We start from the raw sequence: 16,799 nt of genomic DNA, 5'->3' as shown, positions 1-16,799 counted from the left end.
ACGCCAGTGACTTAGCGTGCACTGCCGTGCGTCGTTCGACAGCTAGTCTGCGGCGTCCAGCGCGGCCAGCGCCTGGGCGGAGACGAGCCGGGGATCCCGGCCCAGGGCGCGCGCCGCGGCCGACACGTCGTCGAATTCCGGCTTCGCGCGGCGGCCGCCGTCGGGGGTGTGGACGACCTTGATGCGGACCGGATGGCCGTCCACCTGCACCGTGAGGATCTCGCGCGGCAGGGCGCGCCGCAGCACCTCGGAGCGCCGGACGCCGATCGTGGACGTGCGCTCGAGCACGAGCGCCTCGAGCCGGTCGGCGTGCTCCGGCCGCGAGAGCGCCTCGATGCGGGAGCCCGGGCGCCCCTTCTTCATGAGCGTGGGGAGCAGCACGACGTCGAGCGCGCCGGCCTCGCGGAGCGCGTCTGCCGCCGCGGCGAGCATCTCGCCGGTCGCGTCATCGACGTCGGCGGCGAGGAGGACGAGCGGCTCCCGGTCTACGTCGTATACCGGTCCCGCAGGCTCCGCGAGGATCAGCCGGAGGGCGTTCGCGCGGCCGGGGAAGTCCTTCGTGCCGGCGCCGAAGCCGCTGCGGCGGGGAACGTACTCGTGTGGCGGCGGACCGGACGACAGGACCTTCACGAGCGCGGCCCCGGTCGGGGTGACGAGTTCCCCCGAACCGTCCGGACCGGGTCGCACCGCGAGACCCTCCAGGATCCGGAGCGTCGCCGGAGCCGGTACCGGCAGCATCCCGTGGGCGGCGCGAACGAACCCGTCGCCGAGCTGGATGGGACCGCAGTGGACGCGATCGACGCCGAGGAGGTGGAACCCCCAGACGGCGCCGACGATGTCGAGGATCGCGTCGACCGCGCCGACCTCGTGCAGGTGCACCTCCTCGGGCGGGACGCCGTGGATCTCCCCTTCCCGTTCGGCGATGACCTGGAACACCTGCTCGGCGCGGGCCAGCACCACGCCGGGGACGCCGGTCGCCGCCTGCAGGAGGTCGTGGATCTCGCGCACGCCGCGGCCGTGGGGCTGCGCCGGGATGTCGAAGTCGACCTTCCAGCACACGATCTCCCCGCGCAGCACTTCCTGCACACGGACGCGGACGCCCGCGAGCCGCAGCGCGTCCGGGAGCCCCCGCAGCCAGTCGGCGTCGAGGCCGACGGCGACGAGGGCGCCCAGCATCATGTCGCCCGCGATGCCGCTGAACGGATCGAGGATCGCGAGCGTCGGTCCGGTCACGTGTCGACGCGATAGGACGCGCCGCTTCCCGTGTTGAACACCACGACTTCCGCGTCGCGTGAGAGTCGTCCCTGGTCGACGAGGAGCCGAGTCACGGCGAGGGCAGCGCCACCTTCCGGAGCGGCGTCGACGCCGGTGGACTCGGCCAGCGTCTTGGTGTGCTCGCGGATGGCGTCCTCGTCGACCGCCGCGGCGCTTCCGCCGCTCTCGCCGATGAGTCGGAGCAGCAGGCGATCGCCGAGCGGGCCCGGGACCCGGATGCCGGCGGCGTGCGTGGCGGGGTTCTCCCACGGGGTCGCGCGGTCCTCGTGCGCCTCGAACGCGCGGACGATGGGCGCGCAGCCGGTGGCCTGGGCGACGATCATCTGCGGGAAGCGCACGTCGTTCGGCAGCCATCCCCAGTCGCGCATCTCGCCGAACGCCTTCCAGATGCCCACGGTGCCCTCCCCGCCGCCGGTGGGATAGACGAGCGCGTCGGGGAGGCGGCCGCCGAGCTGCTCGGCCAGCTCGTAGCCCATGGTCTTCATCCCCTCGACGCGGTATGGCTCGCGGAGGGTGCTCAGCTCGAAGAAGTCGCTCTCGGCGGCGAACGCGCGCGAGAGCTTGCCGGCATCGCCGATGTGGCCGTCGACGAGATGCAGGTCGGCACCGAGCGAGCGGATGATGGAGAGGATCGGCGCGGGCGTGGTGCGCGGCGCGTACACGCGGACCGGGAGCCCGGCGGCCGCACCGTAGGCGGCGATGGCGGCGCCGGCGTTGCCGGCGGTCGGGATGACGACGCCCGTGGCGCCGAGCGCGCGGGCGCGCGTGACCGCCACGCTCATGCCCCGGGCCTTGAACGAGCCGGTCGGGTTCTGCGCCTCGTCCTTGATCCACAACCGGCGCACGCCGATGCGGCGCGCGAGCCCCGGCGCCTCGACGAGCGGCGTCAGCCCCTCGCCGAGCGAGACGAGCGTCTCGCCCTCCATGAGCGGCAGCACGCTCTCGTAGCGCCAGAGGTCCCATCGCTGTGACGTGGTCCACGGCGCGACGGGCGCGTATCGCGCGAGCAGGGGCTGACCGCACTTCGGGCACACGCCGGCGCGTGCGTCACCCGGCTGCGTGTAGTCGCAGGAGGAGCAGGAGAGAGTCCAGGTCGGCACGGCGTCGAGGGGTCGAGGTCGGCCAGAAGGCTAACCGGGGGACGCCTCGGTGTCAGCCGTCGTTCGTCGCGTCGCTGGTCGCCTCGACGGGGAGGTCGCCCAGCGCGGCGCTCGACGGCTCGGTCGACCGCGTCGGGGACGACGCCTCGAGCGCCGCGAGCAGCTTCTGCGCGGACGCCGCGGTCCAACCCGGGAGCTCGGCGATCTGCTCCGGCGTCGCGTCGCGCACGCCCTGGATGGAGCCGAACGCCTGCAGGAGCTGCCGGCGCTTCACCGGTCCGACGCCGGGGATGGTGAGGAGCGCGGAGGTCACGGTGCGCACCGCGCGGCGCTTGCGCTGGAACGTCACGGCGAAGCGGTGCGCCTCGTCGCGCGCCTGCTGCAGCATGCGGAGCGCGGGCGAGCGGCGCGAGATGCGAAGCGGATCGCTGCGCCCGAGGACGAACACCTCCTCCTCACGCTTCGCGAGCGAGATGAGCGGCTGCTCGGTCATGCCTAACGCCTCGAGCGCCTCGCGGGCGGCGTTGAGCTGCCCCTTGCCGCCATCGATGACGACGAGATCCGGCACCGGCTTCTGCTCGTCGAGCCGGCGACGGAAGTAGCGCCCCACGACCTCGCGCATCGACGCGAAGTCGTCGATGCCGACGACCGACTCCACCTTGAACTTGCGGTACTCGGCCCGCTTGGGTCGCGCGTTCTCGAACCAGACGCACGACGCGACCGTGTCGGTGCCCTGCGCATGCGAGATGTCGAAGCAGACGAGCGACCGCGGCACGCGCTTGAGCCCCAGCTCGCGCTGCAGCTCGTACACCGGATCGGCGGCGCGCTCGTCCGCCTCGAGCGCAGCGAGCTTGAGCTCTTCCAGCAGGTGGCGCGCGTTCGACTGCGCGAGGTCGACCAGCTGGCGCTTGGAGCCGCGCTGCGGCACGTGCACGCGCGTGTGGCCGAGTGACTGGTCGAGCACCTCGCGGTCGGTGAAGTCGAACGGCACGAGCAGCTCGTCCGCGCGCTCGTCGGAGCCGAGGTACGCGCGGGCGAGGAACGCGGCGAGCACGTCGCCGTCGTCGTCGCCATCGATGTTCTCCATGAAGCGGTGCTCGCGCGCGAGCAGCTTGCCGCCGCGGATGCGCATCACCGCCACGCAGGCGTCGTCGCCGTCGCGCGCGTAGCCCACCACGTCGCGGTCGCCGCCCTCGATCTCGAGCACGATCGTCGGCTCCTGCATGCGCTCGAGGTGGCGCAGCGCGTCGCGCAGCTCGCCCGCGCGCTCGAAGTCGAGGTTCTCGGCCGCCTGCCGCATCCGCTCGCCGATGCGGCGCGCCACCTCGTCGGTCTTGCCCTCGAGAAAGACGAGCACCTCGTCGATCATCGCGGCGTAGTCGGCCTGCGTCTGATTGAAGATGCAGGGCGCCTTGCAGCGCTTGATGGCGAAGTCGAGGCACGCGCGCTCGGGCATCTCGCGCGGCATGTCGTAGTTGCACGACCGGACGGTGAAGATGCGCTTCACCACGTTCAGCGCGCGCCGCATCGCGCCGACGTCGGTGTACGGACCGAAGTAGCGCGCGCCGTCACTCACGAGCCGACGCGTCACGTACACGCGCGGGAACGGCTCGTTCACGGTGACCTTGATGTAGGGATACGACTTGTCGTCACGCAGCGCGATGTTGAACCGCGGCTTGTACTCCTTGATGAGGTTCGCCTCGAGGATGAGCGCGTGCGCCTCGGTCGGCACCACGATGGTCTCGAGGTCGCGCACGTTGCGCACGAGCGCACGCGTCTTCGGGCTCTCGACGTGGTCGGTCGCGAAGTAGCTGCGCACGCGGGAGCGGAGGCGCTTCGCCTTGCCGACGTACAGCACGGTTCCGTCGGCGTCCTTCCACAGGTAGACGCCGGGGGAATCGGGGAGGTGCTGCAGCTTGGCGGCGACGTCGTCGGGCGGCGAGATCATGTCGAAAGATACCCCATGGGCTCGGCCACGGTGCCGGTCACGCGGGGGGCGTCGGCGCGACGGGCTTGGGGCGCCCGACGCGGCGCGTCACCTTGCTCACCATGTCGTGCGCCTCGGGCACGTCGGTCACGTACGTCGCGAGCAGGTACACGACGCCGTACATGGCGAGGATGATCGCGCCGTTCACGAGCGGTCGGCCGAGGCCGAGATAGAGCTTCACGCCCCAGGCGCACGCCGCGCCGAGCGCCGCCGCGAGCCACAGGCCGCCGGACAGCTTCGCGGGGACGCCGGTGTCGCCGATGCGGCGGTTGAGCCGCGAGCGCAGCAGCACGAACTCCACCCAGCCCGCGATCCCCGCGGATGCGGTGAGCCCCGCCGTGCCCCAGCGCGGCGCGAGCCCGAGGAGCCGCGGGAGCGGGAACGCGAACAGCCAGCCGAGCGCGATCGTGAGCGCGATGCGCACCAGCGCGAAGCGCAGCGGCGTGCGCGTGTCCTTCAACGCGTAGAACGTCGACGAGTACAGCCGCGCGAGCGTGGACGCGAGCAGCCCGACCGCGGAGCCGGCGAGGATGGCCCACACGAACACGCTGTTGTCGCGCTTGAACGCGCCGGTCTGGAACAGCACCGCGGCGATGACGTCCCCGAGCGCGAGGAACGCCATCGCCGACGGAACGACGAAGAACGCGATGCGTCGCAGCCCCGCGATCAACCGACGGCGCAGCGACGCGTGCACCTCGTCGGACGTGCCGAGCGCGCCCGACATCGCCGGCAGCTCCGCCGCGGAGATCGACATCCCGAACAGCGAGACGGGCAGCAGGTAGATGTTCTGCGCATAGCCGAGCGCGGCCTGCGCGCCGGAGCCGAGTTGGCTCGCGAAGTTCAAATCCACGTAGCCGCTGATCTGCACCGCGCCGCGCCCGAGGAACACGGGGAGGAAGTTACGAACGACCTCGCGCACGTGCGCGGACGTCGTGTCGAGCGACGGCGCGAAGTGGCGCAGCGCCCGCAGCGCCACCGGCAGCTGCACGGCGAACTGCAGCACGCAGCCGGCCACCGTCCACCATGCCACCTGCACGACGAGACGGTCCTGCGGCACGTGCGCGCGTCCACCGACGACGAGGCCGGCGATGATCGCCACGTTCCACACGACCGGCGCGGCGTACGAGATGAAGAACTTGCGATGGCTGTTCAGGATCCCGAGACACCACGCGCCGAGCACCAGCAGCCCGGTCCCCGGGAAAAGGATGCGGACCAGCCGCACGGTGAGATCGCGCTTCGCGCCGGAGAATCCCGCCGCGACCGTCTCGACGAAGAACGGCGTGGCGAGCACGCCCGCCGCCACGAGCAGCGCGACCGTCGCGGCGAGCAGGCCGAACACCGCGCCCGCGACGCGGTCCGCCTCGTCCTCGTCACCCTCCGCGAGCAGCTTCGCGTAGACGGGGATGAACGACGCGGACAGCACGCCCTCGCCGAACAGGTTCTGCAGGAAGTTCGGGATGCGCAGCGCGGACGTGAAGGCGTCGGCCGCGTCGCTCGTGCCCAGGTAGCGCGCCATCACGCGGCTGCGCACGAGGCCGAAGATGCGCGACAGGAAGATGCCGAGCGCCACGAGCATCGCCGCCGCGCCGCCACGCGCCGCGAGCGGACGACGCCGCGCCGCGACGCCCCCGCTCGTCGGCTGGCCGCGCTCCGGGTGCTCGTCGCCGGCCGCGGCGGTCGCGGTGGTCATCCGTCGTGCCGCGGAGGGTGGCCGCGCTCCACGAGCGACGTCGCGTGCGCTCGCGCGCGCGCGAGCATCGCCTCCCACAGCGCCGGTCCATGTCGCGCGAGCAGCGGCACCGGATTGAGCGCACGCTCCTGCCGCTTGCCTAACGGATACAGTGCCGCGCGGGCCGTCGTGAAGTCGCGCGCCGCCTCGTCGTCGCGCCGCTTCAGCGCGGCGAGATACCGGCGCTCCAGCCGGTCGATGCGGTGGCGCAGCGCGTTGCGCGCGCCGTCGAGCACCGGAGCGGGAACCGACGCGCGGCCATCCTCGGCCCGGCGCAGCGCGTCGACGCGTCCATCCACGTCGGCACGGAGCCCGTCGAGCGCGGCGCGCACGTCGGCCGGCATGCGCGCGCGTGCGCGGCGTCCTTCGGCGGCGTCCGGCGCGGCGAGATCGTCGACGTCGATGCCCAGGCGGGCGAGCGCGCGACGGACGTGCGGCTCGATCACCGTGCCCGACCAGCGCGGCACGGCGAGCGGCGTCGACGCGCCTAACGCGCCGGCCACGGCGCTCACCTGCGCGAAGTACGACAGCTCGCCCGGCCCGGCCGCGTACGCCACCGTCGGCAGGATCGTGCGCTCCACCACGGGACGCAGCAGCACGTTCGGACCGAGCTCGTGGTGCTTCACGCGCGTCACGAGCGCGCGCGCGTCGGCGACGGGCACGCGGGCCTTGCGGCCGCTCGCGTCGTAGCGGAAGACGAGCGACAGCCCCGCCACCTCCTCCACCTGCGGCGTGAAGCCCGCGGCGCGGATGTCGGCGCCGCGCTTCGCGACCGCGCGCTCGATGTCCGCCGCCTGCAGCAGCGCGCGGCGCAGCAGGTGGAAGCTCGCCTCGCGCGTCGCCTCGTGCGACGCGTCGAGCACCGCGATGCCTAACGGCTCGAGCAGCGCCCGCATGAGCGCGACGTACGCGCCGCCCACCGTCGCCCCGGATCGGTACGCTGCCTCGACCGCGGCGAGCGCCGGCGCGTACGACACCGAGCCGGCGGCGCCGCGCAGCGTCTCCAGCAGCGGGATCACGTCGTCGCCGAGCGGCACGGCGCTCATCGGCGTGCCCTCAGGCGCGGTCGAAGTCGCGCGCAGCTCGACGGCGCCGTGCGGCCCCGCGACGATCGTGTGGCTCGCCTCGGCGAAGTCGGCATCGTCGGTCGCCGCCCAGAACACCGGCGCGACGGGAATGCCGGTCGACTCCTCGAGCACGTCGGCGAGCGCGCGCGCGCCGAGCGCCTTGCTGAGCGTGTAGAGCGGCCCGCCGAACAGCCCCGGCTGCTGACCGGTCGTGACGATCACGCCCGCACCCGCCGCGACCGACTGCAGCCGCTCGGCCGCGCGCCCGTGCGCGTCGAACGCGGGCGCGAGCAGCTCCAGCCACGCGCCCGCCGCGAACTGCTCGCGGACCCGGCCCACGCGCCGCAGCCACTCGCCGGACGACGCCGGCACCGGCTCGAACCAGCCTTCGGGCGCCATCCCGACCTGCGCCGCGCGTGACAGCGGCGAGCCGCCGAGGGGCTCGCTCCGCACCTCGAGCGTGCCGTCCGGCGCCGCCAGCGGCGTGGCGTCGCGGCCGATCACGGGCGCGCCGGTCACGCTCGACACGCGCGGCGCCGCGCCCGGCGACATCGCGCCGGCGCCGCCCCGATCGTCACTCGCTCCGTCCGCCGCTCCATCTCGCCTCACTGGTCGTCCGTGATGGTGGTCTCTCGATGCTGGCAATCACTCTGCCGTAGCGCGGGCCGCGGGGGAAGTGGGCGACCTCACGCCTTGTGATAGGGCTCGCCGCGCACGATCGTCCCCGCGCGATAGAGCTGCTCGGCGAGCACGAGTCGCGCGAGCTCGTGCGGCAGCGTCCACGGCGCCACGGCGAGACGCACCGCGGCCCGCTCGCGCACGGCGGGCGGGAGGCCGTACGCGCCGCCGATCACGAACGCGACGTCGCGCCCCTCCTCTCGCTGCCGCTGCAGCCACGCGGCGAACTGCTGCGACGTCCAGGCCAGGCCCCGCTCGTCGCACGCGACGAGCACCGCGGCAGCCGGGATCTTCGCCAGCAATCGCTCGCCCTCGCGCTGCTTCACGATCTCGGGCGACGACGACCGCGCCGGCTCCTCGCGCACCTCGTGCGCCTCCAGCGGCCAGTAGCGCGCCGCGCGCGTCTCGTATTCGGCGATCGCGTCCGCCACGCCGTCGCCGCGCGGACGGCCGACCACCGCGAGCACGATGCGCATGAGACCGAAGCGCGCAGGCGGCGCGGCCGAGGAGCTGGCCGCGCCGCCCGCGACGCGAGCCGTCAGGCGTAGATGCCGCGCAGCCGGTGCACCGTCGCGACGCGGCTGATCGACAGCATGTACGCGGCCGTGCGCATGTTCACACGATGCTGCTTCGACAGCGCGAGCACGTCGCGGAAGCTGCGCACCATGATGTCCTCGAGGCGCTCGTTCACCGTCGCCTCGGACCAGAAGTAGCCGCCGCGGTCCTGCACCCACTCGAAGTACGAGACGGTGACGCCGCCCGCGTTCGCGAGGATGTCGGGGATGACGAAGATCCCCTTCTCGTCGAGGATGGCGTCGGCGCCGGCCGTGGTCGGGCCGTTCGCGCCCTCGCAGATGATCTTCGCGCGGATCTTCCCGGCGTTCTTGCTCGTGATGACGTTCTCCAGCGCGGCGGGCACCAGCACGTCGACGTCGAGCGTCAGCAGCTCGTCGTTGCTCACCGGATCGCCGCCCGCGAAGCCCTCGAGCGTCTTGTGGCGCTGCACGTACGCGATCGCCGCGTCGACGTCGATGCCGGTGGGGTTCGTGTAGCCGCCGGTGCGGTCGCTGATCGCGACGATCTTGCATCCCTGGCGCGCGAGCAGCTGCGCGGCGACCGAGCCGACGTTGCCGAACCCCTGCACGGCGACCGTCGTCCCCTGCACCGGCATGCCGAGCTGCTGGAGCGCCTGCATGGTGACGATCATGCAGCCGCGCCCCGTCGCCTCGCGGCGGCCGAGCGAGCCACCCATCTCCACCGGCTTGCCGGTGACGACCGACGTGACGGTGTGGCGCATGTGCATGGAGTACGTGTCCATCACCCACGCCATCACGCGCTCGTTCGTGTTCACGTCGGGCGCCGGCACGTCGGAGTCGGGGCCGAGCACGGAGATGATGCCGGCGGTGTAGCGGCGCGTGAGGCGCTCCAGCTCACCGACGCTCATGCCGAGCGGGTCGCACACGACGCCGCCTTTCGCACCACCAAACGGCAAATTCACGACGGCGCACTTCCACGTCATCCATGCGGCCAGCGCCGTCACCTCGTCCAGGTTGACGTTCAGGTCGAAGCGGATGCCGCCCTTCGCGGGTCCACGCGACGTGTTGTACAGCACGCGGTGGCCGATGAACACCTTCACCTCGCCGGAATCCATCATCACGGGAATGCTCACCGTGATCTGCTTCTCCGGATGCCGCAGCACCTGGTAGATGCCGGGGTCGAGGTCCAGCAGCGCTGCCGCCCGGTCGAAGCGCGACATCATCGCCTCGAACGGGTTCTCCTCGTTCAGGAATCGGTCCTTGTCGGGCCGGACGATGGTCGCGGTCGGAAGGCGAAGGTCAGTGCCCATGCAGACGGTTAGGAAGGCCGGGCGGCCCCGGTCGTATCGTTGAGTTGGGAGCGCGCGGCGAGCACGCGCGCGACGATGGCGTTCAACGCGTCACCGCCTGCCTCGACGGTCACGCGCTGTGAAACATACCAAAGGGGCGGCGCGAGGTCAGGCCAGAGCGGACCGAGCTTCACGGCGTCCTTCAGCGTACATACCACGCGCGCCGCACCGTCGCCGCGCACGGCACGCTCGGCGCGCCGTGCTAACGACTCGGCCTCGGCGCGCGTGAACGCGTGATGGTCGGGAAATGCCGCCGGCGCGACGTCGGCACCGGCCGCGGCGAGCTGCGCGAAGAACGCGGCCGGCTCGCCCACGGCGGCCACCGCGAGCACGGCCGCGCCGGCCAGCGCGTCGAGCGGCGAGCCGTCGCCGCCCGGGGGCCACGCGTGCACCGCATCGAGCGCGAGCGCCACGATCGCCGCTGGAACGTTCCGCGCCCGCCTCGCCATCCTCGAGGCGGCGTCGGCGGCCTCCTCGAGCGACGCGGTCTTCCGCGTCACGACGAGGAGCGACGCGCGGCCCAACGCCGATGGCGCCTCGCGGTACGGGCCCGCGGGCAGCAGCCGCGCGTCTGCCCTCGCCTGCTCCGCGCTCACGAGCACGACGTCGGCGTCGCGTCGCGCGCGGCGGTGCTGGAACGCGTCGTCGAGCACCGCGACGTCGGCGCCGCGGCTCGCCGCCTCCGCCACGCCGCGCACGCGATCGGCGTCCGTGACGACGGTCACGCCGGGCGACAGCAGCGAGTGCACGAGCGGCTCGTCGTCTCCGTAGCCGCGCAGCACGATCGCCGGTCGCGCGCCGAGCGCCTGCATGCGACGCGCGATCCACGACGACACCGGCGTCTTGCCCGTGCCGCCGACGGTGAGGTTGCCGACGCTGAGCGCCGGCAGCGCGAGCACGTACGACGACAGCAGCTGGCGATCGTACAGCGAGTCGCGCATGCGCATCACCACACCGTAGAGGAGCGACGCGGGAGTGAGCGCGACGCGCGCGATGGCCGCGATTCCGTCGCGGCCGTACCAGACGTGCGACGCGAGATCCGCGAGGTCAGCCACCGGCCCCACCATCACGCATCGCCGCCCGCTCGCCGAGCGCGCGCATCAACGCCTCGAAGCGCGGCACCTGCTCCACCGCCTCGCGCGGCGTCGCGACGTCCACCGGCGTCGGCTCGCTGTACGCGATCGTCACGCGCGCGAACGGCTTCGGGATCTCGAAGCCGTCCCAGCTCCGCAGGCGCCACGCGCGGCTCACGTGCGCGACCACGCCGACCACCGGCGCGCCGCTGCGCTGCGCGGCGACGAGCGCCCCGGGCGCGAACGAGTGGCGCGGGCCGCGTGGGCCGTCCGGGGTGATCGCCACGTCGATGCCGCCGCGCAGCACGCGCACGAGCTCCAGCAGCGCGCGCCCCGCGCCGCGCGACGTCGAGCCGCGCACGGTGCGATAGCCGAACGCCTCCACCACGCGCGCGATGATCTCGCCGTCGCGGTGCTCGCTGATGAGCACCGCCGCGCCAAGGTCGCGGTGGTGCGACGTGAGCACGAGAAGCTGCCCGTGCCAGAGCGCCGTGATCGTCGCGAGCCCCGCGGCGCGACGTTGGTTCCACCCCTCGCGCCCGATCTCGCGCACGCGCCACGTCGACGCGAGCAGTCGCACGAACGGCACGCCGAGCCGGACGTACAGCCACAGCCGACGCTCGGCGCGGCCCTGGTCGCGGCCCGGTGCGGGATCGCTCACGCCACCATGCCGCTCGCGATCTCGGCGACGCGCACGTCCGCGCCGGGTCTGCCCAACATCGACCGGACCCGGGCGAGCTGCACGCGCATGCGCTGCTGGTCACCGGCGTTGCAGAGCAGCGGCTTCAGCGCGGCCGCCATCGCCTCGGGCTGCACCGCGTCCTGCACGAACTCCTTCGCCACCTCGCGCGCCGCGACGACGTTCACGAGACCGATGCGCGGGATCTCCACCACGCGGCGCGCGACCTCGTACGTCCACCGGCTCGTGCGATACGCCACGACGAGCGGACAGCCGGCGACCGCGGCCTCGAGCGTCGTCGTGCCGCTCTTGCAGAGCGCCGCCGTCGCCGCGCGCAGCAGCAGCAGCGAGCCAGAATCCACCATCGGGTACGGGCAGCGCGCCGGATCGATGCGCACCGTCGGCGCGAGGCTCACGACGACGCGGAGCCCGCGCACCTCGGTCTCGAGGCGGCGCGCCGTCGCCACGAAGTCGTCGAGGTGGCGCTCGATCTCCTGCATGCGACTCCCCGGGAACAGCGCGAGCACCTTGCCGTCCTGCGGCAGGCCGAGCTCCGCGCGCGCCTCCGACTGCGTCGGGAGCGACTGCGCGCGATCGAGCATCGGATGGCCGACGAACGTCGCGTCGATGCCGTGGTCGCGGAGCAGCTTCTCCTCGAACGGCAGGATCACGGCGGCCTTCGTGATGACGCGCGCCATGTTGCGCAGCCGGTTCTTGCGCCACGCCCACACTTGCGGCGTGATGAAGTACAGCACGGGCACGCCGGCGCGGCGCGCTTCGGCGGCGAGCCGCATGTTGAAGCCGGGATAGTCCACGAGGACGAGCAGCGCGACGGATCCGCCGCGCAGCCGCGCGCGCAGCCGCCGCAGCAGCGCGTAGTGCGCCGGCACGTGCTTCAGCACCTCGACGAAGCCCATGACCGCGAGGCGCTCGGCGTCCTCCAGCAGCTCCACGCCGGCCGCCTGCAAGTGGCGTCCGCCGACGCCGGCGAGATGCAGCTCGGGGCGCAGCCGCTTCAGCTCGCGCGCCACACCCGCCGCGTGCAGGTCGCCCGACGCCTCGCCGGCGACGAACAGCACCTCTCTTCTGCCGTTAGGCATCAGGACGTCGCGAGCGCGGCGCCGCGCAGCGACGGGAGCGTGCGCTCGATCTCCCCCACGATGCGCAGCGCCACGTCGAGCGCGTCGCGGCCGTCGCGCGCGCTCACCGCCACCGGCTGCTCGCCGCGCACGGCCGCGACGAAGCTGTCGAACTCGAGCCGCAGCGGCTCGCCCTCCGGCGCCTCGAGCGGCACGCGCTCCACGAACATCGCGAGGTCGAGCGGCGGCGGCGCTTTCGCGATCGAGGCGACGTCCACGCCGCCGCGCAGCCGGAAGAACTCGCCCGTCCCCGCCGCGAGATCGAGCGACAGGTAGCCGCTCTGCTGGAAGATGCGGATCTTCCGCAGCCGCTCGCGCGACACGCGGCTCGCCGTGATGTTCGCGACCGCGCCGGACGTGAAGCCGAGCCGCGCGTTCGCGATGTCGACCGTGGGCGTGAGCACCGGCACGCCCACCGCGCGCACGTCGTCCACCGGCGCGCCGACGAGCGTGCGCACGAGGTCGATGTCGTGGATCATGAGGTCGAGGACGACGGCGACGTCGCTGCCGCGCGGGCTGAACGGCGCCAGCCGGTCGCTCTCGATGAACCGCGGCCGCTCGACGTACGGCAGCGCGGCGCGGATGGCGCGGTTGAACCGCTCGACGTGCCCCGTCTGCACGACGACGCCCGCGCGATCGGCCATCGCGATCAGCTCGTCCGCCTGCTCCAGCGTCGTCGTGATCGGCTTCTCGATGAGCAGGTGCTTGCCGCGGGCGAGCGCCGCGCGCGCGACGTCGAAGTGCGCCGGCGTCGGCACCACGACATTCAGCGCGTCGGTCGCGTCGAGCAGCGCGTCGAGCGTGTCGAACGCGGGCGCCTCGAGCTCGCGGGCGACGAGCGCGCGGCGCGCCTCGTCCTGCTCGTAGAAGCCGGCGAGCGTCACGCTGGGCATCTCGCGCAGGATGCGCACGTGATGGTAGCCGAGCCCACCGGCGCCCACCACGCCCACCCGCAGCGCGCGCTCCGCGCGCTGCGCGCTCAGAAGCCCACCCCGCGCCCCTCGCGGACGCTCGCCTCCACGAAGTCGAGCATCTGCCGCACCTGCTCCACGTCGAGGTTCAGCTCCGCGCGGCCGCGCTCCACCGCCTGCGTGAGAATCAGCTCGGAGCGGAACAGCAGCCGGTACGCGCGCTTCAGCTCGTGCAGCGTGTCGTCGTCGAAGCCGCTGCGCTGCAGGCCGATCGTGTTCAGCCCGTACAGCTTCATCGGGTTCCCGGACGCGCGCAGGAACGGCGGCGCGTCCTTCGCCACGCGGGTCATGCCGCCGATGAACGCGTGTCGACCCACGCGCACGAACTGGTGGAACGCGCACAGTCCCGACACGATCGCCCGGTCCTCGACCGTGACGTGCCCGGCGAACTGCGACCCGTTCGACACGATCACGTAGTCACCGAAGTGACAGTCGTGGCCGAGGTGCACGTACGACATCAGCAGGCAGTTGCGCCCGACGGTGGTCTTGTACGACTGCGTGGTGCCGCGATTGACGGTCGTGTACTCGCGGATCACCGTGCCGTCGCCGATCTCGACCCACGTCTCCTCGCCGCGGAACTTCAGGTCCTGCGGGTCGCCGCCCAGCACCGTGCCGATGCCGACCTTCACGCCGCGGCCGAGCCTAACGTTTCTCTCCAGCACCGCGCGCGGGGCGAGCACGCAGTCGTCGCCGACCGTGCAGTTCTCGCCGATGATCGCGTATGCGCCGACGGTGACGTTGTCGCCGAGCACCGCGTCGGGGTGCACGATCGCGGTCGGATGAATGCCCATGCCCTCCCCTACCGCCGTGGAGCTCATCGGTCGCGCACCATGGCCGCCATGTCGGCCTCGCACACGACCTGGCCGTCCACCTTCGCCACACCGCGCATCTTGCACACGGGACCGCGAATCTGGACGATGTCGAGCTCGAAGCGGAGCTGGTCGCCGGGCTTCACGGGGCGCCGGAATTTCACATTGTCGAGCGACGTGAAGTACACGACCTTGTCCTGTGGGTCGGGGAACGCGCCGAGCAGCAGCATGCCGCCGGTCTGTGCCATCGCCTCGACGATCAGCACGCCCGGCATGATGGGATGCCCCGGGAAGTGTCCCTGGAAGAACGGCTCGTTGATCGTGACGTTCTTGATCCCCACGACGCGCGTCTTCTCCTCGAGCTCCACGATGCGGTCGACGAGGAGGAACGGGTATCGGTGCGGGAGCACCTTCATGATCTCTTCGATGCCGAGCACGCTGTGCCTCTGAGCGGGTGGGCGGGAGGAGGAAGGAGGCGGCGTCGGCGTCGCACCGCTGCCGGCGAGCCGGCCGTGACGCACGAGCGCCCGCACGAGCGTCACCGTGCCACGGTGGCTCGGCTTCTGTGCGACGATGCGCGCCTGCACGCGCGCGCCGGCGAGCGCGAGGTCGCCGACGCAGTCCATCGCCTTGTGACGCACGAACTCGTCCGGCCACCGCAGCCCGTCCGAGATCACCTCGGTCTCGTCGAGCACCACGGCGTTCTCGAGCGACGCGCCCTTGATGAGCCCCATCGCGCGCAGCGCCTCCACCTCACGGACGAACCCGAACGTACGTGCGGCCGCGAGCTCGCGGCGGAACGTCTCCGGCGTGACAACGTAGCGGCCGCACTGGCGGCCGATCAACGGGTGCGGAAAGTCGATCGAGACCTCGACGCGCAGCTCGTCGGCGGGGAACGCCTCGTACACGCTCTCGCCGTCGATCACGCGCACCGGCTCGTCCAGCGTCAGCACGTCGGCGGCGCCGCCGTGCCCCACCACGCCCGCGCCGTCGAGCGCGGCGAGGAACTCCACCGAGCTCCCGTCGAGGATCGGCGGCTCGGCCGCGTCCATCTCGATCACGAGGTCGTCGATGCCCGCGCCGGCGACGGCGGCGAGCACGTGCTCCACCGTGTGCAGCGCGTCGTCGCCGGTCCCGAGCTGCGTGCGACGCTGCGCCTCCACGGCGACGCCGACACGCGCCGGGATCTCCGGGCGGTCGGGCAGATCCACGCGGCGGAACACGATGCCCTGCCCCACCCCGCCGGGGCGGAACGCGAGCGTGCACGGCTCGCCGAGGTGCAGCCCGACGCCGGAGAGCGTCGCCTCGCGCGCGATCGTGCGGCGCTGGCCCACCGCGCTCACTGCTCGGCCTCGCTGCGCTCGAGCATCCGCTCGATGCGCTTCATCAGCTCCGCGAGTCGGAACGTCGCCGCATGCGCGCGCAGCGATTCCTTGTGCGGCCGCGCGGGATAGCCGCCGTACGTCGCGCCGGCCGGCACGTCGCCCACCACGCCCGCCTGCGCGGCGATCCGCGCCCCCGTGCCGATCGTCAGATGCCCGGCCACGCCCACCTGCCCGGCGAGAATCACGCCGTCCTCCACGGTCGTCGATCCGGCGAGCCCCACCTGCGCCATGATCAGGCACAGCTTCCCGATCCGGCAGTTGTGGCCGATGTGCACGAGGTTGTCGATCTTCGTCCCTGCGCCGATGATCGTGTCGTCGACGCTGCCGCGGTCGATCGTCGTGTTCGCGCCGATCTCCACGTCGTCCTCCACGATGCAGCGGCCGACGTGCGGGATCTTGCGGTGCTGGCCGTCGCCGAACACGTAGCCGAAGCCGTCGCTGCCGAGACGCGCGCCGCTGTGCACGGCCACGCGCCGGCCTAACGACGTGCCGGCGTAGAGCGTCACGCCCGGATAGAGGTGCGCGTCCTCTCCGACCTCCACGCCGGCGCCGACCACGCAGTGCGTCTCCACCCACGCGCGGTCCCCGAGCACCACGCCGTCGCCGACGATGGCGTACGCGTCGACCGTGACGTCGTCGCCGATGTGCGCGCCGCGTCCGATGCGCGCCGTCGGATGGATCCCCGTCTCGCGCGGCGCCTGGACGTACAGCACCGGCAGCACGGCGAGCAGCGCCTCGTGCGGCTTGTCGACCACGATGCGGACGGCGTCGGGCGCGCCGGCCGTGTCCGCGAGCGCCGGAGCGACCAGCACGACGCCTGCGCGCGTCTCGCGGAACGCGTCCGCGTACTTCGCCGACGCGAGGAACGTCAGCTCGTCCGGGCCGGCGCGGTGCAGCGGCGCGACGCGGCGGATGGCGCGCGCGCCGTCGCCGCCGTCCGTTAGGCGGCCACCGACGAGTCGCGCAACGTCAGCGGCGGTGAGGGACACGCCCCCACCGCCGCCGGACCGCTGCTCACTCGT

The 16,799-nt window shown here is 72.8% G+C and carries 14 protein-coding genes; all 14 read right to left on the bottom strand.

Features of this window, described 5'->3' with window-relative positions; translation table 11 throughout:
- Positions 1-42: 42 nt before the first annotated feature.
- Positions 43-1,233, bottom strand: coding sequence for a nickel pincer cofactor biosynthesis protein LarC (gene larC / locus J421_RS16260; protein ID WP_025412236.1), 1,191 nt, complete (start codon positions 1,231-1,233; stop codon positions 43-45).
- A complete protein-coding gene (locus J421_RS16255) occupies positions 1,230-2,375 on the bottom strand; it encodes a threonine synthase (protein ID WP_104022710.1) in 1,146 nt (381 codons plus the stop codon). The genes larC and J421_RS16255 overlap by 4 nt, the downstream gene beginning before the upstream one ends.
- A 52-nt stretch (positions 2,376-2,427) precedes the next feature.
- Positions 2,428-4,323, bottom strand: a complete 1,896-nt coding sequence (gene uvrC / locus J421_RS16250) for an excinuclease ABC subunit UvrC (protein ID WP_104022709.1) — start codon at positions 4,321-4,323, stop codon at positions 2,428-2,430.
- 37 nt (positions 4,324-4,360) lie between these two features.
- On the bottom strand, positions 4,361-6,052 hold the full coding sequence (gene murJ, locus J421_RS16245; protein ID WP_025412233.1) for a murein biosynthesis integral membrane protein MurJ: 1,692 nt from the start codon (positions 6,050-6,052) through the stop codon (positions 4,361-4,363).
- Positions 6,049-7,710: a bacillithiol biosynthesis cysteine-adding enzyme BshC gene (gene bshC, locus J421_RS16240; protein WP_025412232.1), complete on the bottom strand. Its 1,662-nt coding sequence runs from the start codon at positions 7,708-7,710 to the stop codon at positions 6,049-6,051. Before bshC ends, murJ begins: the two co-directional genes overlap by 4 nt.
- Positions 7,711-7,844: 134 nt before the next feature.
- The gene (locus tag J421_RS16235; RefSeq protein ID WP_025412231.1) at positions 7,845-8,312 is read right to left on the bottom strand and encodes a 23S rRNA (pseudouridine(1915)-N(3))-methyltransferase RlmH; all 468 of its coding nucleotides are present in this window, start codon (positions 8,310-8,312) and stop codon (positions 7,845-7,847) included.
- Positions 8,313-8,374: 62 nt separating this feature from the next.
- Positions 8,375-9,682, bottom strand: a complete 1,308-nt coding sequence (locus J421_RS33995; protein WP_025412230.1) for a Glu/Leu/Phe/Val family dehydrogenase — start codon at positions 9,680-9,682, stop codon at positions 8,375-8,377.
- 8 nt (positions 9,683-9,690) lie between these two features.
- Positions 9,691-10,776 carry a tetraacyldisaccharide 4'-kinase gene (locus J421_RS16225; protein ID WP_158508815.1) on the bottom strand — a complete coding sequence of 362 codons (1,086 nt, stop codon included), beginning with the start codon at positions 10,774-10,776 and terminating at the stop codon, positions 9,691-9,693.
- Positions 10,769-11,455: a lysophospholipid acyltransferase family protein gene (locus J421_RS16220; RefSeq protein ID WP_025412228.1), complete on the bottom strand. Its 687-nt coding sequence runs from the start codon at positions 11,453-11,455 to the stop codon at positions 10,769-10,771. Before J421_RS16220 ends, J421_RS16225 begins: the two co-directional genes overlap by 8 nt.
- A complete protein-coding gene (gene lpxB, locus J421_RS16215; protein ID WP_025412227.1) occupies positions 11,452-12,573 on the bottom strand; it encodes a lipid-A-disaccharide synthase in 1,122 nt (373 codons plus the stop codon). Before lpxB ends, J421_RS16220 begins: the two co-directional genes overlap by 4 nt.
- Positions 12,573-13,562, bottom strand: coding sequence for a Gfo/Idh/MocA family oxidoreductase (locus J421_RS16210; RefSeq protein WP_158508814.1), 990 nt, complete (start codon positions 13,560-13,562; stop codon positions 12,573-12,575). Before J421_RS16210 ends, lpxB begins: the two co-directional genes overlap by 1 nt.
- A 29-nt stretch (positions 13,563-13,591) precedes the next feature.
- Positions 13,592-14,374, bottom strand: a complete 783-nt coding sequence (gene lpxA / locus J421_RS16205; RefSeq protein ID WP_104022707.1) for an acyl-ACP--UDP-N-acetylglucosamine O-acyltransferase — start codon at positions 14,372-14,374, stop codon at positions 13,592-13,594.
- Positions 14,375-14,397: 23 nt separating this feature from the next.
- Positions 14,398-15,735, bottom strand: a complete 1,338-nt coding sequence (locus J421_RS16200) for a bifunctional UDP-3-O-[3-hydroxymyristoyl] N-acetylglucosamine deacetylase/3-hydroxyacyl-ACP dehydratase (protein ID WP_158508813.1) — start codon at positions 15,733-15,735, stop codon at positions 14,398-14,400.
- Positions 15,732-16,766: a UDP-3-O-(3-hydroxymyristoyl)glucosamine N-acyltransferase gene (lpxD, locus tag J421_RS16195; protein ID WP_158508812.1), complete on the bottom strand. Its 1,035-nt coding sequence runs from the start codon at positions 16,764-16,766 to the stop codon at positions 15,732-15,734. The genes J421_RS16200 and lpxD overlap by 4 nt, the downstream gene beginning before the upstream one ends.
- Positions 16,767-16,799 lie beyond the last annotated feature (33 nt).

Origin of the sequence: Gemmatirosa kalamazoonensis, assembly GCF_000522985.1 — a bacterium.
In the GTDB taxonomy this organism is placed as follows: domain Bacteria; phylum Gemmatimonadota; class Gemmatimonadetes; order Gemmatimonadales; family Gemmatimonadaceae; genus Gemmatirosa; species Gemmatirosa kalamazoonensis.
Note: the sequence above shows the minus strand (reverse complement) of the source record. Positions and strands in the feature narration are given on the sequence as shown.